The following is a 14,716-nucleotide window of genomic DNA, read 5'->3' as shown; positions in this document are numbered from 1 at the left end:
CGTACCGCCCAGGCGCGTATTGCAGGGACTTTTCGTTTGTGCGCAACCGCGCCGTGTCGCTGCGCCTGGCACGGCGCGCCTGTCTCGCTACTGCAGATGAAACCGCTCGAAGCGCTGCAGCGCCGCGTCGATCGCCGCCTTCAGCGCCGGCCGCTGCGGCACCAGCCAGGTCCATTTCTGGATCAGCAGCCTGCCCGCCTGGCGATCCATCTTCAGATCCAGCGCGGCGACGATGCGGTCGCCGACCAGCACCGGCAGCGCGAAGTAGCCGAGCACCCGCTGCGGCGCCGGCACATAAGCCTCGAAGCGATGTTCGTAGCCGAAGAACTGCTGCAGCCGCTTGCGCTGGATCAGCAACGGATCGAACGGCGACAGCAGCTGCGCGAAGGAATCGTCCGGCAGCGGCGGCGCATGCTCCAGCAACGCCGGCGCAGCCCACAGCGCGGCCTGCTCCTGGCCCTGCAGATGTACCGGCAGCAGGCGCCTGGCGGCGACGGCGGCGGCGATCAGCGCGCGCACCGCGGGCTTGGCGCCGGCATCGCCGTAGCAGATCGAGTCCACGCCGACCAGGCCCTGCGCGCGCAGCGCGCGCTCCAGCAGATAGCGCGCGTACTGCAGGTCACTGACCGGGCGCGGGCGCCGGCTCCAGCCGAAATGGCGCGCGGCCAGCTCGTAGGTCTTGAGCATGCCGCTGCGCTGGGCGACCACCAGGTCGCCGCTGAAGAAGCCGTAGCGCAACGCCGCGCGCGACGGTTTGCGGCTGCCCCACGGATGGGTCTTCTCGACCAGCACGTCGTCGTCGATATCGCGGATCGACAACGGCCCGTCGTTGCGGATGCGCCGCAGCAGCCTGGCGTAATCGGCCGGATCGATCTTGCCGGCCGCGTCCGCCTGGGCACGGTAGCGCGCCATCTGCGCCACGTACATGCGGTAGTCGGCGATCGGCACATAGGCCAGCGCATGCGTCCAGTACTCGAACACCGACTTGTCCTGCGCCTGCGCCTGCTCCAGATCCTGCTTGCGATAGGCGGGAATGCGGCTGTACAGCACATGGTGGTGGCTGCGTTCGATCACGTGGATGGTGTCGATCTGCACGTAGCCCAGGTGCGCGGTGGCCTGCCGCACCGCCTCGGCCCCGGCGCCGAACGGCGCCGGAGTGGTCAGCCGCTGCGCATCCAGCCACAGCGCGCGCGCCCGCGCGGCGGCGATCGGCACAGAGACGGTGCGTGTGTTCGGCATCGGGACGGCACTCCGGCAAGCGCAAGGCGCCGCAGAGCATAGCAATGCCGGCGATCCGCGAGCGTGCGCGCAAGCGCCCGCGTGCGTCGCTGCGCCTGGGCGAAGCGTTGCATCGCTGCAGCTGCGCGCGAGCCGCACCATCCGTCTGCATGGCGTCGACCGGCCAGGACATGCCCCGCCCGCGCCGCCCGCGAACGGCGACGGCACGCCGCCCTGCCCGTCCGTCCGGCGCTTGCCAATTGCATGCATATGCACGTACTTTGCCGGACATGGACGACACCGCACCCTGCCGCTGCACCTGTTTCCTGCTGCGCCGCGCCGCGCGGCGTACCTCGCAGGTCTACGACCGCGAACTGAGCGCGGTGGGGCTGAGCCTGAACGAATATTCGATCCTGCGCCGCGCCGGCACCGCGCAGCAGCTGGGCGCGCTGGCCGAGCGGCTGGGCATGGACCGCAGCACGCTGTCGCGCAATCTCAAGCCGATGCAGGCGGCCGGCTGGATCGAGCAACGCCGCGGCGACGATGCACGGCAGAAGCTGGTGGTGGTCAGCGCCGCCGGCCGGCGCCTGCTCAAGCGCGCACTGCCGCATTGGGAACGCGCGCAGGCGCGGATCGATGCGCTGGCCGGCAATGCCGCCATCGACGCCCTGCACCGCCAGCTGCGGCAGCTGGAACGCGCGCTGTGCGCCGACCGCGAGGACGCCGCCGCATGAGCGTCGCGGCGCCGCACGCGCAGGCCGGCCGTCACTGGGGCTTGCTGATCATCGCCTCGGCAACGCTGATGCTGACCATGGGCGCGCGCCAGACCACCGGCCTGTTCGTCGAGCCGATCCACCGCAGCAGCGGCGTCGGCATCGCCGCGATCAGCTTCGCGCTGGCGGTCGGCCAGTTCGTATGGGGCGCGGTCCAGCCTGTGTTCGGCGCCATCGCCGACCAGCGCGGCCCGCTGCCGGTGCTGTGGCTGGGCGGGATGCTGCTGGCGCTGGGCCTGGCCCTGGCGCCGTGGCTGCCGACCGAGTGGGGCCTGATCGTCAGCCTGGGCCTGCTCGCCGCGGCGGGCGCCGGCGCCGGCAGCTTCTCGGTGCTGATCGGCGCCACCGCGCATCGCCTCGCGCCGGAACAGCGCTCGTTCGCCGCCGGCCTGATCAACGCCGGCGGCTCGCTCGGCCAGTTCCTGTTCGCGCCGCTGGTGCAATGGATGATCGGCGCCGCCGGCTGGGCGATGGCCATGACCGGCATGGCCGCGTTGTCGCTGCTGACCCTGCCGCTGGCCTGGCCGCTGCGCCGCAAGGGCCAGGCGCAGGTCGCGACCACAACCGCGACGGCGGCTGCGCCCGACGGCGGCTTGCGCGCGCAGCTGCGCATCGCCCTGCGCGACCGCAGCTATTGGTGCCTGCACCTGGGCTTTTTCACCTGCGGCGTGCACATTGCCTTCCTGGTGACCCACCTGCCCGGGGAAATCGCGTTGTGCGGGCTGGCGCCCAGCGTGTCGGCCATCGCCATCGCGCTGATCGGCCTGTGCAACGTCGCCGGCAGCCTGATCGCCGGCAAGCTCGGCGAGCGCATGCGCATGAAGTGGCTGCTGCTGGCGATGTACGCCAGCCGCGCGGTGCTGATCGCGCTGTACCTGCTCGCGCCGCCGACGCCGCTGACCTTCTACCTGTTCGCGGCCGCGCTCGGCTTCACCTGGCTGGCGACGGTCCCGCCCACCGCCGGCCTGATCGGCAAGCTGTTCGGGCCGCGCTACCTGGGCACGCTGTTCGGCCTGACCCTGCTGTCGCACCAGATCGGCGGCTTCTTCGGCGCCTGGCTCGGCGGCGTGGCGCTGGAGCGCTTCGGCAACTACCAGTGGATGTGGTACGCCGACATGGCCCTGGCCGTGGCCGCAGCGCTGGTCAATCTGCCGATCCGGGAACAGCGGCCGCTGGCGGCGGCGCAGCCCGTCTAGGGCGTGCTGGCGGCGCTGCGCCTGCGCGTCGCCGGCGCCGGATTCGCCTCGGCGCGATAGCCGCGCACGAACAGGGCCACCGCGCTTTCCACGCAATTGGCGCCCGGCCGCGGCGGCGCGGACGGCGCGCCGGTCAGCAATCCGCGCAGCACCGACGCGCTGGCGATCAGGCCGAAGAACTGCGCGGACGCCTGCGCCACGTCGGCGATCGCCAACGTGCCGTGCCGGATCTCGGCGTGCAGGAACCGTTGCATGGCGCGATCGTAGCGCGCGAAACACAGGTCCCAATAGGTATCGGCGCGTTGCTGCGACAACTGCGTGGACAGCGCGAGCATGCGATGGATGGCCTGCAGCATCGGCGCGGCGGTCATCTCCATCAGGTCGTGCGCCACCGCCGTCAGCCGCAGCGGCAGCGGCCCGCGGGTGGCGAGCAGCGCATCCCAGCGGTCCGGCATCTCCTCCACCATCGCATCCACGGTGGCGCGGAACAACGCGTCCTTGTTGGCGAAATGCGCGTAGACAGTGGCCTTTGACACGTCCGCAAAGGCGGCGATGGCGTCCATGTTGGTGTGGTCGAAGCCGTTGCGGGAAAACAGTTGCCGCGCGGCGTGCAGGATCGCGGCGCGCTTTTCGCGCGCGGCGCCGTGTGCGCGCCGCCGCGCCCGCACGGGCACGGCCGTCTGCCGCGGCATCGCTAGCGATCCACCGATGCCGTCGCATCCGCGGACGCGGCCATCTCCACCCAGCCGCCGCCCAGCGCCTTGTAGAAGGTCACCAGGTTGGTGAAGCGCGACAGCCGCGTGTTGATCAGGGTCTGCTCGGCGCTGTACAGCGTGCGCTGCGCATCCAGCGCGCCGAGGTAGCTGTCCACGCCGCGCTCGAAGCGCGCCTGCGACAGCCGGTAGCTGTCGGCGGACGCATCCACCAGCGCCTGTTGCGCCTGCAGCTGGCGGCCCAGCGTATTGCGCTCGGCAAGCGCGTCGGAGACCTCGCGGAACGCGGTCTGGATCGCCTTCTCGTAGTTGGCCACGTCGATGTCGCGCTGCACCTTGGCCACGTCGAGATTGGCGCGGTTGCGGCCGCCGTCGAAGATCGGCAGCGAGATGCTGGGCGCGAAGCTCCAGCTGCCGGAGCCGCCCTTGAACAGGCCGGACAGGCCGGCGCTGGCGCTGCCGGCCGACGCGGTGAGGCTGATGCTCGGATAGAACGCGGCGCGCGCGGCGCCGATGTTGGCGTTGGCCGCCTGCAGGGTGCGCTCGGCCTCCAGGATGTCCGGGCGCCGTTGCAGCAGTTCCGACGGCAAGCCGGCCGGAATGCCGGCCAACACGTTGGCGTCGGCGCTGGCGCTGTCCGGCAGCGCGGTCGGCAGCAGTTCGGCCGGCACGTCCGTGCCCGCCAGCAGACGCAGCGCGTTTCGGTCCTGCGCCACCTGCGAGGTGTAGCGCTCCACGTCCACCCGCGCGCTTTCCACCGTGGTCTGCGCCTGGCGCAGGGTCAGCGCCGAGGCCGCGCCGAGCTCGAAGCTGCGCTGCTGCAGGCGATAGCTCTCGCCCTGGCTGGTCAGCGTGTCCTGCGCCAGGCGCAGCAGGTCCTGGTCGGCGGCCAGGGTCAGGTAGGCGGTGGCCACCTGCGCGACGAGGCTGATGTGGGTGCTGCGCTGCGCCTCGGTGGTGGACAGGAACTGCTGCAGCGCCTGTTCCTTGAGACTGCGCACGCGGCCGAACAGGTCCAGCTCGTAGGCGCTGATGCCGAGCGTGGCGCTGTAGCTGTGCGCCACCAGCGGTTGCCCGGTGCCGGACAGGTCGCCCGGGGTGCGCGAGCCGCTGCCGCTGCCGCCCAGGTCCACGCTCGGCGCCAGGTCGGCGCGCTGCACGCGGTACTGCGCCCAGGCCTGGTCGATGTTGAGCGCGGCGACGCGCAGGTCGCGGTTGTTGTCCAGCGCCAGCTCGATCACCTGCTGCAGCTTGGGATCGGTGAACACCGCGCGCCAGCCGATGTCGGCGACGGGCACGCGGCCGGCCTGCGCATCGGCCTGCGCATCGGCCTGCGCATCGGCCTGCGCGGCGCCGTCGAACTGCGCCGGCACCGGCGCCGCCGGGCGTTCGTAGGCCGGCATCAGGCTGCAGCCGGCGAGCGCGGCGGACACCGCCAGCGCCAGCGCGGAGAACAGGGAACGGGACATGTCAGGCTCCTTCCGCGACGCGCGCGGCGGACGGGTCGTCGGGATGGCCGGCGCGGCGCTTGAACAGGCCGCACACCAGCACGAAGAACAGCGGCACGAAGAAGATCGCCAGGACCGTGCCCGACAGCATGCCGCCGATCACCGCGGTGCCCAGCGCGTGCTGCGCGCCAGCGCCGGCGCCGCTGCCCAGGACCAGCGGCACCACGCCGAGGATGAACGCCAGCGAGGTCATCAGGATCGGCCGCAGGCGCATCCGCGCCGCTTCCAGCGCCGACTCCACCAGGCTCTTGCCGCTCTCGTGCAGTTCGCGGGCGAATTCCACGATCAGGATCGCGTTCTTCGACGCCAGGCCGATCGTGGTCAGCAGGCCGACCTGGAAGTACACGTCGTTCATCTTCCAGGTCAGCACCGCGCCGAGCAGCGCGCCGAGCACGCCCAGCGGCACCACCAGGATCACCGCGAACGGGATCGCCCAGCTTTCGTACAGCGCGGCCAGGCACAGGAACACGATCAGGATCGACAGGCCGTACAGCAGGCCGGTCTGGCCGCTGGACGCCTTTTCCTGCCGCGACAGGCCGGTCCACTCGTAGCCGATGCCCGGCGGCAGCTTGGCCGCGGCGGCCTCGACGATGGCCAGGGCTTCGCCGCTGGACGCCGCGCCCGGCATCGCCATGCCCAGGATCTCCACCGACGGCACGCTGTTGTAGCGCTCCAGCCGCGGCGAGCCCATGCTCCAGCTGGCCTTGGCGAAGGAATTGAACGCGACCATGGTCCCGGCGCTGTTGCGCACGTACCAGCGGTCGATGTCCTCCGGCAGCATGCGGTACGGCGCATCGGCCTGCAGCATCACCTTCTTGACCCGGCCCTTGTCGATGAAGTCGTTGACGTAGGTGCTGCCCCAGGCGCTGGAGAACGTGCTGTTGATGTCGGAGATCGACAGGCCCAGCGTCTCGGCCTTGTGCGGATCGATGTCCAGCTTGAACTCGGGCGTGTCCTCCTGCCCGTTCGGGCGCACCGCGACCAGCCGCTTGTCCTGCGACAGCTCGGCCAGCAACTGGTTGCGCGCCTGCATCAGCGCGTCGTGGCCGAGGTTGGCGCGGTCCTGCAGCATCAGGTCGAAGCCGGTGGCGTTGCCCAGTTCCGACACCGCCGGCGGCGCGAACGCGAACACCTTGGCGTCGCGGATGCCGGCGAAGAACTTGCCGGCCTTGGCCGCCACCTCGGTCACGCTCTGGCCCTTGCCGGTGCGTTCGTCCCAGGGCCGCAGCTTGACGAAGGCCAGGCCCAGGTTCTGCCCGCTGCCGGCGAAACTGAAACCGGACACGGCGAACAGGCCGGCGACCGAGTCCTTCTGATCGACCAGGAAATGCTGCTCGAGCTGGCGGATCACCGCATCGGTGCGCGCGGCGGTGGCGCCCGGCGGCAGCTGCACCAGGGCGAACAGCGTGCCCTGGTCCTCGTCCGGCAGGAACCCGACCGGCAGCTTCATGAAGCCGACCACCACCAGCGCCAGCAGCAGCGCGTAGGCGATCATGTAGCGCCAGCCCTTGCCCAGCATGTGCCGCACGATGCCCTGGTAACGGCCGTTGCCGCGGTCGAACACGCGGTTGAACCAGCCGAAGAAGCCGGTCGTGGCCATGCCGTGCTGCTTGGCCGGCTTGAGCAAGGTGGCGCACAGCGCCGGGGTCAGCACCATCGCCACCAGCACCGACAGCGTCATCGCCGCGACGATGGTGATCGAGAACTGCCGGTAGATCACCCCGGTGGAGCCGCCGAAGAACGCCATCGGCACGAACACCGCGGCCAGCACCAGGGCCACGCCGACCAGCGCGCCGGTGATCTGCCCCATCGACTTGCGCGTGGCCTCCTTGGGCGACAGATGCTCTTCGCTCATCACCCGCTCGACGTTCTCCACCACCACGATGGCGTCGTCCACCAGCAGGCCGATCGCCAGCACCATCGCGAACATGGTCAGCGTGTTGATGGTGAAGCCGAACACGGCCAGCACGCCGAAGGTGCCCAGCAGCACCACCGGCACGGCGATGGTCGGGATCAGCGTGGCGCGGAAGTTCTGCAGGAACAGGTACATCACCAGGAACACCAGCACCACCGCCTCGACCAGGGTGCGCACCACCTCTTCGATCGAGATGCGCACGAACGGCGTGGTGTCGTACGGCTTCTGCACCTTCATGCCGGGCGGGAAGAACTTCTCCTGCTCGGCCATGCTGGCGTCGATCGCCTTGACCGTGTCCAGCGCGTTGGCGCCGGTGGCCAGCTTGATCGCCAGGCCGGCGGCGGGCTTGCCGTTGTAGCGGCCGACGCTGTTGTAGCTCTCGCTGCCCAGCTCGATCCGGGCCACGTCGCGCAGCCGCACCTGCGACCCGTCGGACTGCGTGCGCAGCAGGATGTCCTCGAACTCGGCGGCGGTCTTCAGCCGCGTCTGCGCGGTGATGGTGGCGTTGAGCTGCTGGTTGGCGGCGGCCGGCAAGGCGCCGAGCTGGCCGGCCGAGACCTGCGCGTTCTGCGCCTGGATCGCGGTCTTCACATCCAGCGGGGTCAGGCTGAAGTTGCTCAGCTTGTTCGGGTCCAGCCAGATCCGCATCGCGTACTGCGAGCCGAACAGGGTGGTGTCGCCGACGCCTTCGACGCGGCTGATCGCTTCCTGCACGTTGGCGGCCACGTAGTCGGACAGGTCCGAGCCGCTCATGCTGCCGTCTTCGGAGGTGAAGGCCAGCACGTTGAGGAAGTTGGTCGCCGACTTGGTCACGGTCACGCCCTGCTGCTGCACCTCTTGCGGCAGCAGCGGCGTGGCCAGCGACAGCTTGTTCTGCACCTGCACCTGCGCGGTGTCCGGATCGGTGCCGTTGTCGAAGGTCAGGGTGATGGTGACCTGGCCGCTGGACTCGCTGGTGGAGGCCATGTAGCTCAGGTGGTCCAGGCCCTTCATCTTCTGCTCGATGACCTGGGTGACGGTGTCTTCGAGGGTCTTGGCCGAGGCGCCGGGATAGTTGGCGGTGATCGCCACGGCGGGCGGGGCGATGCTCGGGTATTGCGCGATGGGCAGGGTGGCGACGGAAAGGATGCCGGCCAGCATCACGATGATGGCCAGCACCCAGGCGAAGATCGGGCGGTCGATGAAGAAGCGTGCCATGACGGTCTACGCCCTCAGTTCGCCGCGCGCGGCGTGGCCGCGGCGGCAGCGGGCGCGGCAGGCGCCGCCGCCGCAGGAGCAACGGTCGCGGCCTTCGGCTGCCACGGCACGGTCTTGACCGTCGCTCCGGGCTGCGCCCGCGACAGGCCATCGACCACCAGCAGCTCGCCGGGCTTGAGCCCGCTGCGCACCAGCCACTGGTCGCCGACCGTGCGATCGGTCTCCAGCACGCGCAACTGCAGCTTGTGGTCGGCGCCGACCACGTACGCGGTCGGCTTGCCCGCGCCGTTGCGCGACACCGCCTGCTGCGGCACCAGGATCGCCTGGTCCTTGGTCCCCTCCTGCAGCACCGCGCGCACGTACATGCCGGGCAACAGGTCCGCGTTCGGATTGGGGAACACCGCGCGCACGGTGATCGAGCCGGTGTTCTGGTCGACGGTGACGTCGGAGAACTCCAGCCGCCCCTGCAGCGGATACGGGCTGCCGTCTTCCAGCAGCAGGTTCACCTTGGCCGCCGTGGCGTCGGCCTTCTCCAGTTCGCCGCTGGCCAGCGCGCGCTTGAGCCGCAGCAGCGAGGCGCTGGGCTGGGTGACGTCGACGTAGACCGGGTCCAGCTGCTGGATCGTGGCCAGCGCCGTGGATTGGCTGGCGGTGACCAGCGCGCCGGCGGTCACGCTGGACTTGCCGATGCGCCCGGAGATCGGCGCATCCACCCGCGCATAGGCCAGGTTGATGCGCGCGCTCTCCACGTTGGCCTTGGCCGCGGCGACGTCGGCCTCGGCCTGGCCCAGCGCGGCGTCGGCATCGTCGTCGTCCTGCTTGCTGATCGCCGACACCTTGACCAGTTCCCGGTAGCGCTCGGCCTTCAGCCGCGCGGTGCGCAGCGTGGCCTGGGCCTTGCCCAGCGCGGCCACGTAGCTGTCGTAGGTGGCGCGATAGCTGGCCGGATCGATCTGGTACAGCGTCTCGCCGGCCTTGACCTCGCCGCCTTCGCGGAACTTGCGCGCCTGGATGATGCCGTTCACCTGCGGCCGCACGTCGGCGATCAGGTACGCCACGGTGCGCCCGGGCAATTCGGTGGTCAGCGCGACCGGCCGGGTGGCGACGGTGATCACGCCCATCTCCGGCGTGCCCTCCTGCGGCGGCGGGCCGCCTGGAGGCGAACCGCAGGCGCTCAACAGCACGGTGGCCGCCACGGCCAGGGCCAGCGAGAGACGAGAAGACGGGACAGGGCGCACGGGAGGATCTCCGGATGGGGACGCAGGCAGACGGGAAGAAAGGTAAACGGTACGGTTCGGTATACTATTCCTGCGATTTGGCGCCGTCAATCATTTCTGCCCTCCCGGTATACTTAAGCGCCCTCGCCCAAGGCCACGCGATGCGCGTCAGGACCGAAGCCAAACGCGAGGCGATCGTCGAGGCGGCCGCCGAGGTGTTCCTGGAGGCCGGCTTCGAGGGCGCCTCGATGACCCAGATCGCCACCCGCGCCGGCAGCTCCAAACGCACCCTGTACGGCTATTTCCCGTCCAAGGAGGAGCTGTTCGTGGCGGTGGCGCACAGCGTCGCGATCCAGTTCATGGATCCGATCCTGGCCGCGCTGACCCAGTCCACGGACGACCTGCCGACCGCGTTGCAGCGGATGGGCGAGGACACCCTGGCGTTCCTGTGCTCGGCGCAGTCGGTGCAGGTGTGGCAGACCATCATCGGCGTGTCCGGCCGTTCGGACATCGGCCTGCTGTTCTTCGAGAGCGGTCCCGACCAGGGCATGCACCGCCTGGGCGTGTTCCTGCAGACGCAGATGGACCAGGGCCGCCTGCGCCGCGCCGACCCGACCATCGCCGCCCGCCACCTGGCCGGGCTGCTCGAGGCCGAAACGCTGATGCCCTGCCTGTTCGGCGCGCTGAAGCATCCGTCGCCCGAGTACCTGCGCGCGGCGACGCAGCGCGCGTTGCAGGTGTTTCTTGGTGGCTATGCGGCTTAGCCGGGGACGCTGGACAGCGCCTCCGTAGGAGCGGCTTCAGCCGCGACAGGCGCTATCGGTAACGCCCGTCGCGGCTGAAGCCGCTCCTACAGGTCAAGCGCAATCGCAGGCCGCTCCCCGCAACCGCGACCCTCACTCCCCGCGATACTGGCTTTCCGACACCGGCTCCAGCCAGGTCACCGGCGAGCCGTCCACCGCTTCGGCGATGGCGATGTGGGTCATCGCCACCTGCGCGCTGGCGCCGTGCCAGTGCTTGACCCCCGGCGGGATCCACACGATGTCGCCGGGGCGGATCTCCTGCGCCGGCTTGCCCCACTCCTGCACGCGGCCGACGCCGGCGGTGACGATCAGGGTCTGGCCCAGCGGATGGGTGTGCCAGGCGGTGCGCGCGCCCGGTTCGAAACTGACCGTGGCGCCGCCGACGCGCGCCGGCGCCTCGCCCTGGAACGGCGCATCGATGCGCACCGTGCCGGTGAAATACGCCGCCGGACCGACCGCCGACGCGACGCTGCCGGCACGGGCGATCCTGATCGGCTTGGCGTCATCGTCGGGAACCGCAGCGGCCATCATCGACAGCGACATGGCAGTGGCGAACAGGCTCATCGGAATCTCCTTGCATGGACGTCCGTACCGACTGTAGGCGCGCTGCGCCGGCGGCACTAGCCCGCGCCCGGTACATGCCGCGATAAGCGCCGCTCATCAATCGTCCGACGTCGTTGCGGCACAGCCGCGCGATCGCCGCTGATGGCCACGCATGAATGGGATGCCCTGCTTCGGCATCCGCGACCATGGCCGACGGGTGCAGCGGTTCGCCGGCACTGTGCTCGTCGCTCGGGGGCGGAGCATTCTTCGCGCGCGTCACGGCGACAATGCGCACGCCGCTGTGCTCCTGTTCTACGCGAACGCGCAACCGCGACCGCGCTGCGCATAGGCTGGCTGCGAGATGGAACGCGACGACCTGTTGCAGCGGCCGGAACAGCGGGTGCCGATGGCGGCCGAAGGTATCGCCACAGCGCAGCCAGAACGACGCGCCGCTGCAGTGCAGCATTGCAATAACCGTATAACCGCCGCGATTTAAATCATTGGTCGCGCGCGAAGCGCGGCGCCTATCCTCGCCCATGCGCTGGCGCCGCGACATCGTTTGCGGCGCTGCGCGACACCGCCGCAACCCGCGCGACAGCTGCGGCGCTGCAGCGCAGGCAGACGCTCCGCGCATGCCCCAACGACAGACCCCGCAACAGCGCAGAGGACACACCCACGATGGCAGGACCGATGGGGCCGGCGGCTCCGCTCTCGCACTCCGCACCGCTCGCCGGCAACGCGCCGTCCTACCGCACCGCGCTGTCGCTGCTGGCCTCTCTGTTCTTCATGTGGGGCTTCATCACGGTCATCAACAACACGCTGCTGCCGCACCTGCGCAGCGTGTTCGAACTGAGCTATACCCAGGCCACGCTGATCGAGTCGGTGTGGTTCATCGCCTACTTCTTCGCCTCGCTGCCGTCGGCCAAGCTGATCGAACGGATCGGCTACCAGCGCGCGCTGGTGATCGGCCTGGGCATCATGGCGCTGGGCGCGCTGGGCATGATCGCGGCCGCGCGCCTGGTCTCGTACGGCATCACCCTCGGCTCGCTGTTCGTGATCGCCAGCGGCATCACCTTGCTGCAGGTCGCGGCCAATCCCTACGTCGCGGTGATCGGCAGCCCGGACACCGCCTCGGCGCGGCTCAATCTGGTGCAGGCGTTCAACTCGGTCGGCACCACGCTGGCACCGCTGTTCGGCGGTTACCTGATCCTCGGCCGCTCGGCCTCGGGCACCGCCAAGGGCGATGCGGTGCTGACCCAGGCCGAACGCCTGGCCGACGCGCAATCGGTGCAGTTGCCCTATCTCATCGTCGCCGTGGTGCTGGTGCTGCTGGCCGTGGTCATCGCCCGCTTCAAGCTGCCCGCGCTCGGCCAGGCCACGCAGCGCGCCACCGGCGCGCAGCGGGCCATCCATTCGCTGTGGCGGCATCGCAACCTGGTGCTCGGCATCCCGGCGATCTTCATCTACCTGATCGCCGAGATCGGCGTGTCCAACCTGTTCATCAATTTCGTGTCGCAGCCGCACATCGGCAACCTCACCCACGAACAGGCGTCGCATTATCTGTTCCTGCTGTGGGGCGGGATGATGGTGGGCCGCTTCGCCGGCAGCGCGCTGATGCGCCGCATCGCGCCGGAAACGGTACTGACGCTGTTCTCGATCGGCGCGTTCGCGGTGATGCTGCTGACCGTGTTCACCAGCGGCCACGTCGCGATGTGGTCGCTGATCGCGGTGGGCCTGTTCCACTCGATCATGTTCCCGACCATCTTCACCCTCGGCATCAAGGGCCTGGGTCCGCTCACCGAGGAGGGCTCCGGCCTGCTGATCATGGCCATCGCCGGCGGCGCGCTGGTGGTGGTGCAAGGCTGGCTGGCCGATCACGTCGGGCTGCAGCAGGCCTTCCTGCTCACCGCCGCGTGCGAGTTGTACGTGCTGTTCTATGCGCTGTGGGGCGCGAGGACGCCGCCGCAGGCAAGCGCCTAGCTGCGACGGTCGGCGAGACCGACAGGGAGCACCGCCACCAGGCGCGCTACAGCGATCCGGTACTGCGCCGGATCGCGCTCTACATCGGCGGGGCTACGCCGACAACTCGCCGCTCTTCGCCCAGGCCGCAATGGTGTGGGCGGCCTAGCCGTCGCCGTTCGGTAGACAAACGCAGCATGGCTGTCCGCTCGCCTGCGTTGCGCGCGTTGGTCCTGGTGGCAGACAACCAGAAGCGCCACGCCTCTGCCACCTCGCCTACATCCGGAGCCGACACCATGGACGCACGCTTTGCCGCACTCTCTACCCTCTTGTTCGCCGCCTCGACCTTCGCCGCACCGGCCGGCGCCAAAGGCACGCAAGTCGACTGCCAACCTGGCTCGGAAGCGGTCTGCGACGCGTGGTGCAAACATGCCGGCGGCGGCATGTCCAGCAACCCGGACGGCTCGGTCACCTGCACCGTCATCGTGTCGGCACGCAGCAAGAGGGGATTCGCCTTGCCGGAGGGCAACTACGAGGTCAGGAAGATCGCCGACGCTCCCGGCCGCGGCAACGCTGCCGGCGCCGATGCCGCTCCCCCCAAATCGAAGGACAAGCACTAGGCTCGGCCCCGCGACGCTGTCCAGGAGAGTGCGCAGCGGCGCAGCGCGCCGCTGCACGGCATGGTGCGGGTCACGGTGCGGCTCTTGCGGCGGCGGCGCGCGTCGCCCGCAGCCAAGGGAGGCCGATGGTCAGCGTGCGCGCGCACGCGCAGCGAGAGCGGTTCCATCGGGCGTGCTGGCTGCGCGGCCGTGCGGCGCGCACCCTCGGCGCAAGCACGCAAGCGATCGCGTCGGCGCGTGCCGAGCCGACAGCCTCAACGCGGAGGCGAACGGCCCTGGCGGACAGGCGCAGCAGGCCCGGATTGCGCACACATTTCCTTCAAAAACAATAGTTTGAAATGAGAAAAAGCGCTTGTCGCGGCACCCTGGAATGGGTACGCTGCGGCGGTCGAAAGAGAGCAGGCCGGATGGTAGCCCGGCCGTCGCCGCATCAGCGGCGACATCTCAGCCAATCGGGCACCCGCGACACCAGCCACCGGCAGCGCCGGTCGATGCAGGTGTGTCCGATGGGGTCTCGCAGGTCTCCCGGCACGCCTTCTAGGACCCAGAAGGAGCGAGCATGCACAAGACCAACGACCCGAGTCCCACCCCGCACGGTACGCACGCGTTCGCCGCGTCGCTGGAGCGCGCCCGCCCTGCCGCAATGCGCAATGCCGCTGCGGGCGACACGGCGCTAGCCGAGGCCGACTGGCGGCGCGACACGCTGGCGGACCTGCTGATCTGGCGCTGCGACGTGAGCACCGGGAAACCGGAACTGCCTGCGTTGCTGCTCGCGGTATGGCTGCCCAAGCGAACACGGACCTGGGAATGGGAAGTCATCGATCCGCGCGGCGATACCACCCTGGCCGAGGGCAGCAGCAGTTCGTCTGCGCTCGCACAGGCGGCGGCTGAAGCGTGGACACGGCTTCGCTTCGGCGATGTGCTGGAGCGTGGCTGATGCCGGTGGCCGCACCGGCATGCGCCGCAGGCTACGCCTAGCCGACCTTCCTAGCGGAGTGCCGGCCTCGGCCGCCGCCATCGGCTGTCGATGCGACGGCGGTGGCTGGGGTCAGCG

12 protein-coding genes are annotated in these 14,716 nt (G+C 70.0%); 6 read left to right on the top strand and 6 right to left on the bottom strand.

Going from position 1 to position 14,716, the window contains the following annotated elements; genetic code table 11:
- Positions 1–87: 87 nt before the first annotated feature.
- Positions 88–1,239 (bottom strand): winged helix-turn-helix domain-containing protein, encoded by a 1,152-nt coding sequence (locus tag JR064_RS19665; protein ID WP_206230840.1) that lies wholly within the window; start codon positions 1,237–1,239, stop codon positions 88–90.
- Positions 1,240–1,508: 269 nt separating this feature from the next.
- Between JR064_RS19665 and JR064_RS19660 the strand changes: the two genes are divergently transcribed.
- On the top strand, positions 1,509–1,952 hold the full coding sequence (locus JR064_RS19660) for a MarR family winged helix-turn-helix transcriptional regulator (protein WP_179566010.1): 444 nt from the start codon (positions 1,509–1,511) through the stop codon (positions 1,950–1,952).
- Complete coding sequence (locus JR064_RS19655) at positions 1,949–3,187, top strand: MFS transporter (RefSeq protein WP_206230839.1); 1,239 nt, start codon at positions 1,949–1,951, stop codon at positions 3,185–3,187. Before JR064_RS19660 ends, JR064_RS19655 begins: the two co-directional genes overlap by 4 nt.
- Here the strand turns inward: JR064_RS19655 and JR064_RS19650 are convergent.
- From JR064_RS19650 to JR064_RS19635, 4 genes are read right to left on the bottom strand one after another with little or no spacing between them, the layout of a single operon-like run.
- Positions 3,184–3,879, bottom strand: a complete 696-nt coding sequence (locus tag JR064_RS19650) for a TetR/AcrR family transcriptional regulator (RefSeq protein WP_206230838.1) — start codon at positions 3,877–3,879, stop codon at positions 3,184–3,186. The two genes, JR064_RS19655 and JR064_RS19650, sit on opposite strands and share 4 nt — an antisense overlap.
- Before the next feature lie 2 nt (positions 3,880–3,881).
- Complete coding sequence (gene adeC / locus JR064_RS19645) at positions 3,882–5,369, bottom strand: AdeC/AdeK/OprM family multidrug efflux complex outer membrane factor (RefSeq protein ID WP_206230837.1); 1,488 nt, start codon at positions 5,367–5,369, stop codon at positions 3,882–3,884.
- 1 nt (position 5,370) lies between these two features.
- Positions 5,371–8,520 carry an efflux RND transporter permease subunit gene (locus JR064_RS19640; protein WP_206230836.1) on the bottom strand — a complete coding sequence of 1,050 codons (3,150 nt, stop codon included), beginning with the start codon at positions 8,518–8,520 and terminating at the stop codon, positions 5,371–5,373.
- A 14-nt stretch (positions 8,521–8,534) separates the two neighbouring features.
- Positions 8,535–9,758 carry an efflux RND transporter periplasmic adaptor subunit gene (locus JR064_RS19635; RefSeq protein WP_206230835.1) on the bottom strand — a complete coding sequence of 408 codons (1,224 nt, stop codon included), beginning with the start codon at positions 9,756–9,758 and terminating at the stop codon, positions 8,535–8,537.
- A gap of 140 nt (positions 9,759–9,898) precedes the next feature.
- Between JR064_RS19635 and JR064_RS19630 the strand changes: the two genes are divergently transcribed.
- Positions 9,899–10,501 carry a TetR/AcrR family transcriptional regulator gene (locus JR064_RS19630; RefSeq protein WP_206230834.1) on the top strand — a complete coding sequence of 201 codons (603 nt, stop codon included), beginning with the start codon at positions 9,899–9,901 and terminating at the stop codon, positions 10,499–10,501.
- A gap of 132 nt (positions 10,502–10,633) precedes the next feature.
- Here the strand turns inward: JR064_RS19630 and JR064_RS19625 are convergent, their stop codons facing one another.
- Positions 10,634–11,104, bottom strand: a complete 471-nt coding sequence (locus tag JR064_RS19625) for a (R)-mandelonitrile lyase (protein WP_206230833.1) — start codon at positions 11,102–11,104, stop codon at positions 10,634–10,636.
- A gap of 657 nt (positions 11,105–11,761) precedes the next feature.
- Between JR064_RS19625 and JR064_RS19620 the strand changes: the two genes are divergently transcribed.
- The 3 genes from JR064_RS19620 (at position 11,762) to JR064_RS19610 (ending at position 14,599) form a co-directional block, all read left to right on the top strand.
- The gene (locus JR064_RS19620) at positions 11,762–13,063 is read left to right on the top strand and encodes a sugar MFS transporter (protein ID WP_206230832.1); all 1,302 of its coding nucleotides are present in this window, start codon (positions 11,762–11,764) and stop codon (positions 13,061–13,063) included.
- A 275-nt stretch (positions 13,064–13,338) separates the two neighbouring features.
- Positions 13,339–13,662, top strand: a complete 324-nt coding sequence (locus JR064_RS19615; RefSeq protein WP_206230831.1) for a hypothetical protein — start codon at positions 13,339–13,341, stop codon at positions 13,660–13,662.
- 559 nt (positions 13,663–14,221) lie between these two features.
- Positions 14,222–14,599, top strand: a complete 378-nt coding sequence (locus JR064_RS19610; protein ID WP_179566034.1) for a hypothetical protein — start codon at positions 14,222–14,224, stop codon at positions 14,597–14,599.
- Positions 14,600–14,716 lie beyond the last annotated feature (117 nt).

It is taken from the genome of Xanthomonas bonasiae (assembly GCF_017163705.1).
GTDB classification, from domain to species: domain Bacteria; phylum Pseudomonadota; class Gammaproteobacteria; order Xanthomonadales; family Xanthomonadaceae; genus Xanthomonas_A; species Xanthomonas_A bonasiae.
The sequence above is the reverse complement of the archived record's forward strand: the minus strand, read 5'-3'. Positions and strand labels throughout refer to the sequence as shown.

What these genes read in the sequence shown, in the direction of transcription:
- JR064_RS19665 (WP_206230840.1), bottom strand. Translation starts at nt 1,239, where the DNA reads ATGCCGAACACACGCACCGTCTCTGTGCCGATCGCCGCCGCGCGGGCG.
- JR064_RS19660 (WP_179566010.1), top strand. Translation starts at nt 1,509, where the DNA reads ATGGACGACACCGCACCCTGCCGCTGCACCTGTTTCCTGCTGCGCCGC.
- JR064_RS19655 (WP_206230839.1), top strand. Translation starts at nt 1,949, where the DNA reads ATGAGCGTCGCGGCGCCGCACGCGCAGGCCGGCCGTCACTGGGGCTTG.
- JR064_RS19650 (WP_206230838.1), bottom strand. Translation starts at nt 3,879, where the DNA reads ATGCCGCGGCAGACGGCCGTGCCCGTGCGGGCGCGGCGGCGCGCACAC.
- adeC (WP_206230837.1), bottom strand. Translation starts at nt 5,369, where the DNA reads ATGTCCCGTTCCCTGTTCTCCGCGCTGGCGCTGGCGGTGTCCGCCGCG.
- JR064_RS19640 (WP_206230836.1), bottom strand. Translation starts at nt 8,520, where the DNA reads ATGGCACGCTTCTTCATCGACCGCCCGATCTTCGCCTGGGTGCTGGCC.
- JR064_RS19630 (WP_206230834.1), top strand. Translation starts at nt 9,899, where the DNA reads ATGCGCGTCAGGACCGAAGCCAAACGCGAGGCGATCGTCGAGGCGGCC.
- JR064_RS19625 (WP_206230833.1), bottom strand. Translation starts at nt 11,104, where the DNA reads ATGAGCCTGTTCGCCACTGCCATGTCGCTGTCGATGATGGCCGCTGCG.
- JR064_RS19620 (WP_206230832.1), top strand. Translation starts at nt 11,762, where the DNA reads ATGGCAGGACCGATGGGGCCGGCGGCTCCGCTCTCGCACTCCGCACCG.
- JR064_RS19615 (WP_206230831.1), top strand. Translation starts at nt 13,339, where the DNA reads ATGGACGCACGCTTTGCCGCACTCTCTACCCTCTTGTTCGCCGCCTCG.
- JR064_RS19610 (WP_179566034.1), top strand. Translation starts at nt 14,222, where the DNA reads ATGCACAAGACCAACGACCCGAGTCCCACCCCGCACGGTACGCACGCG.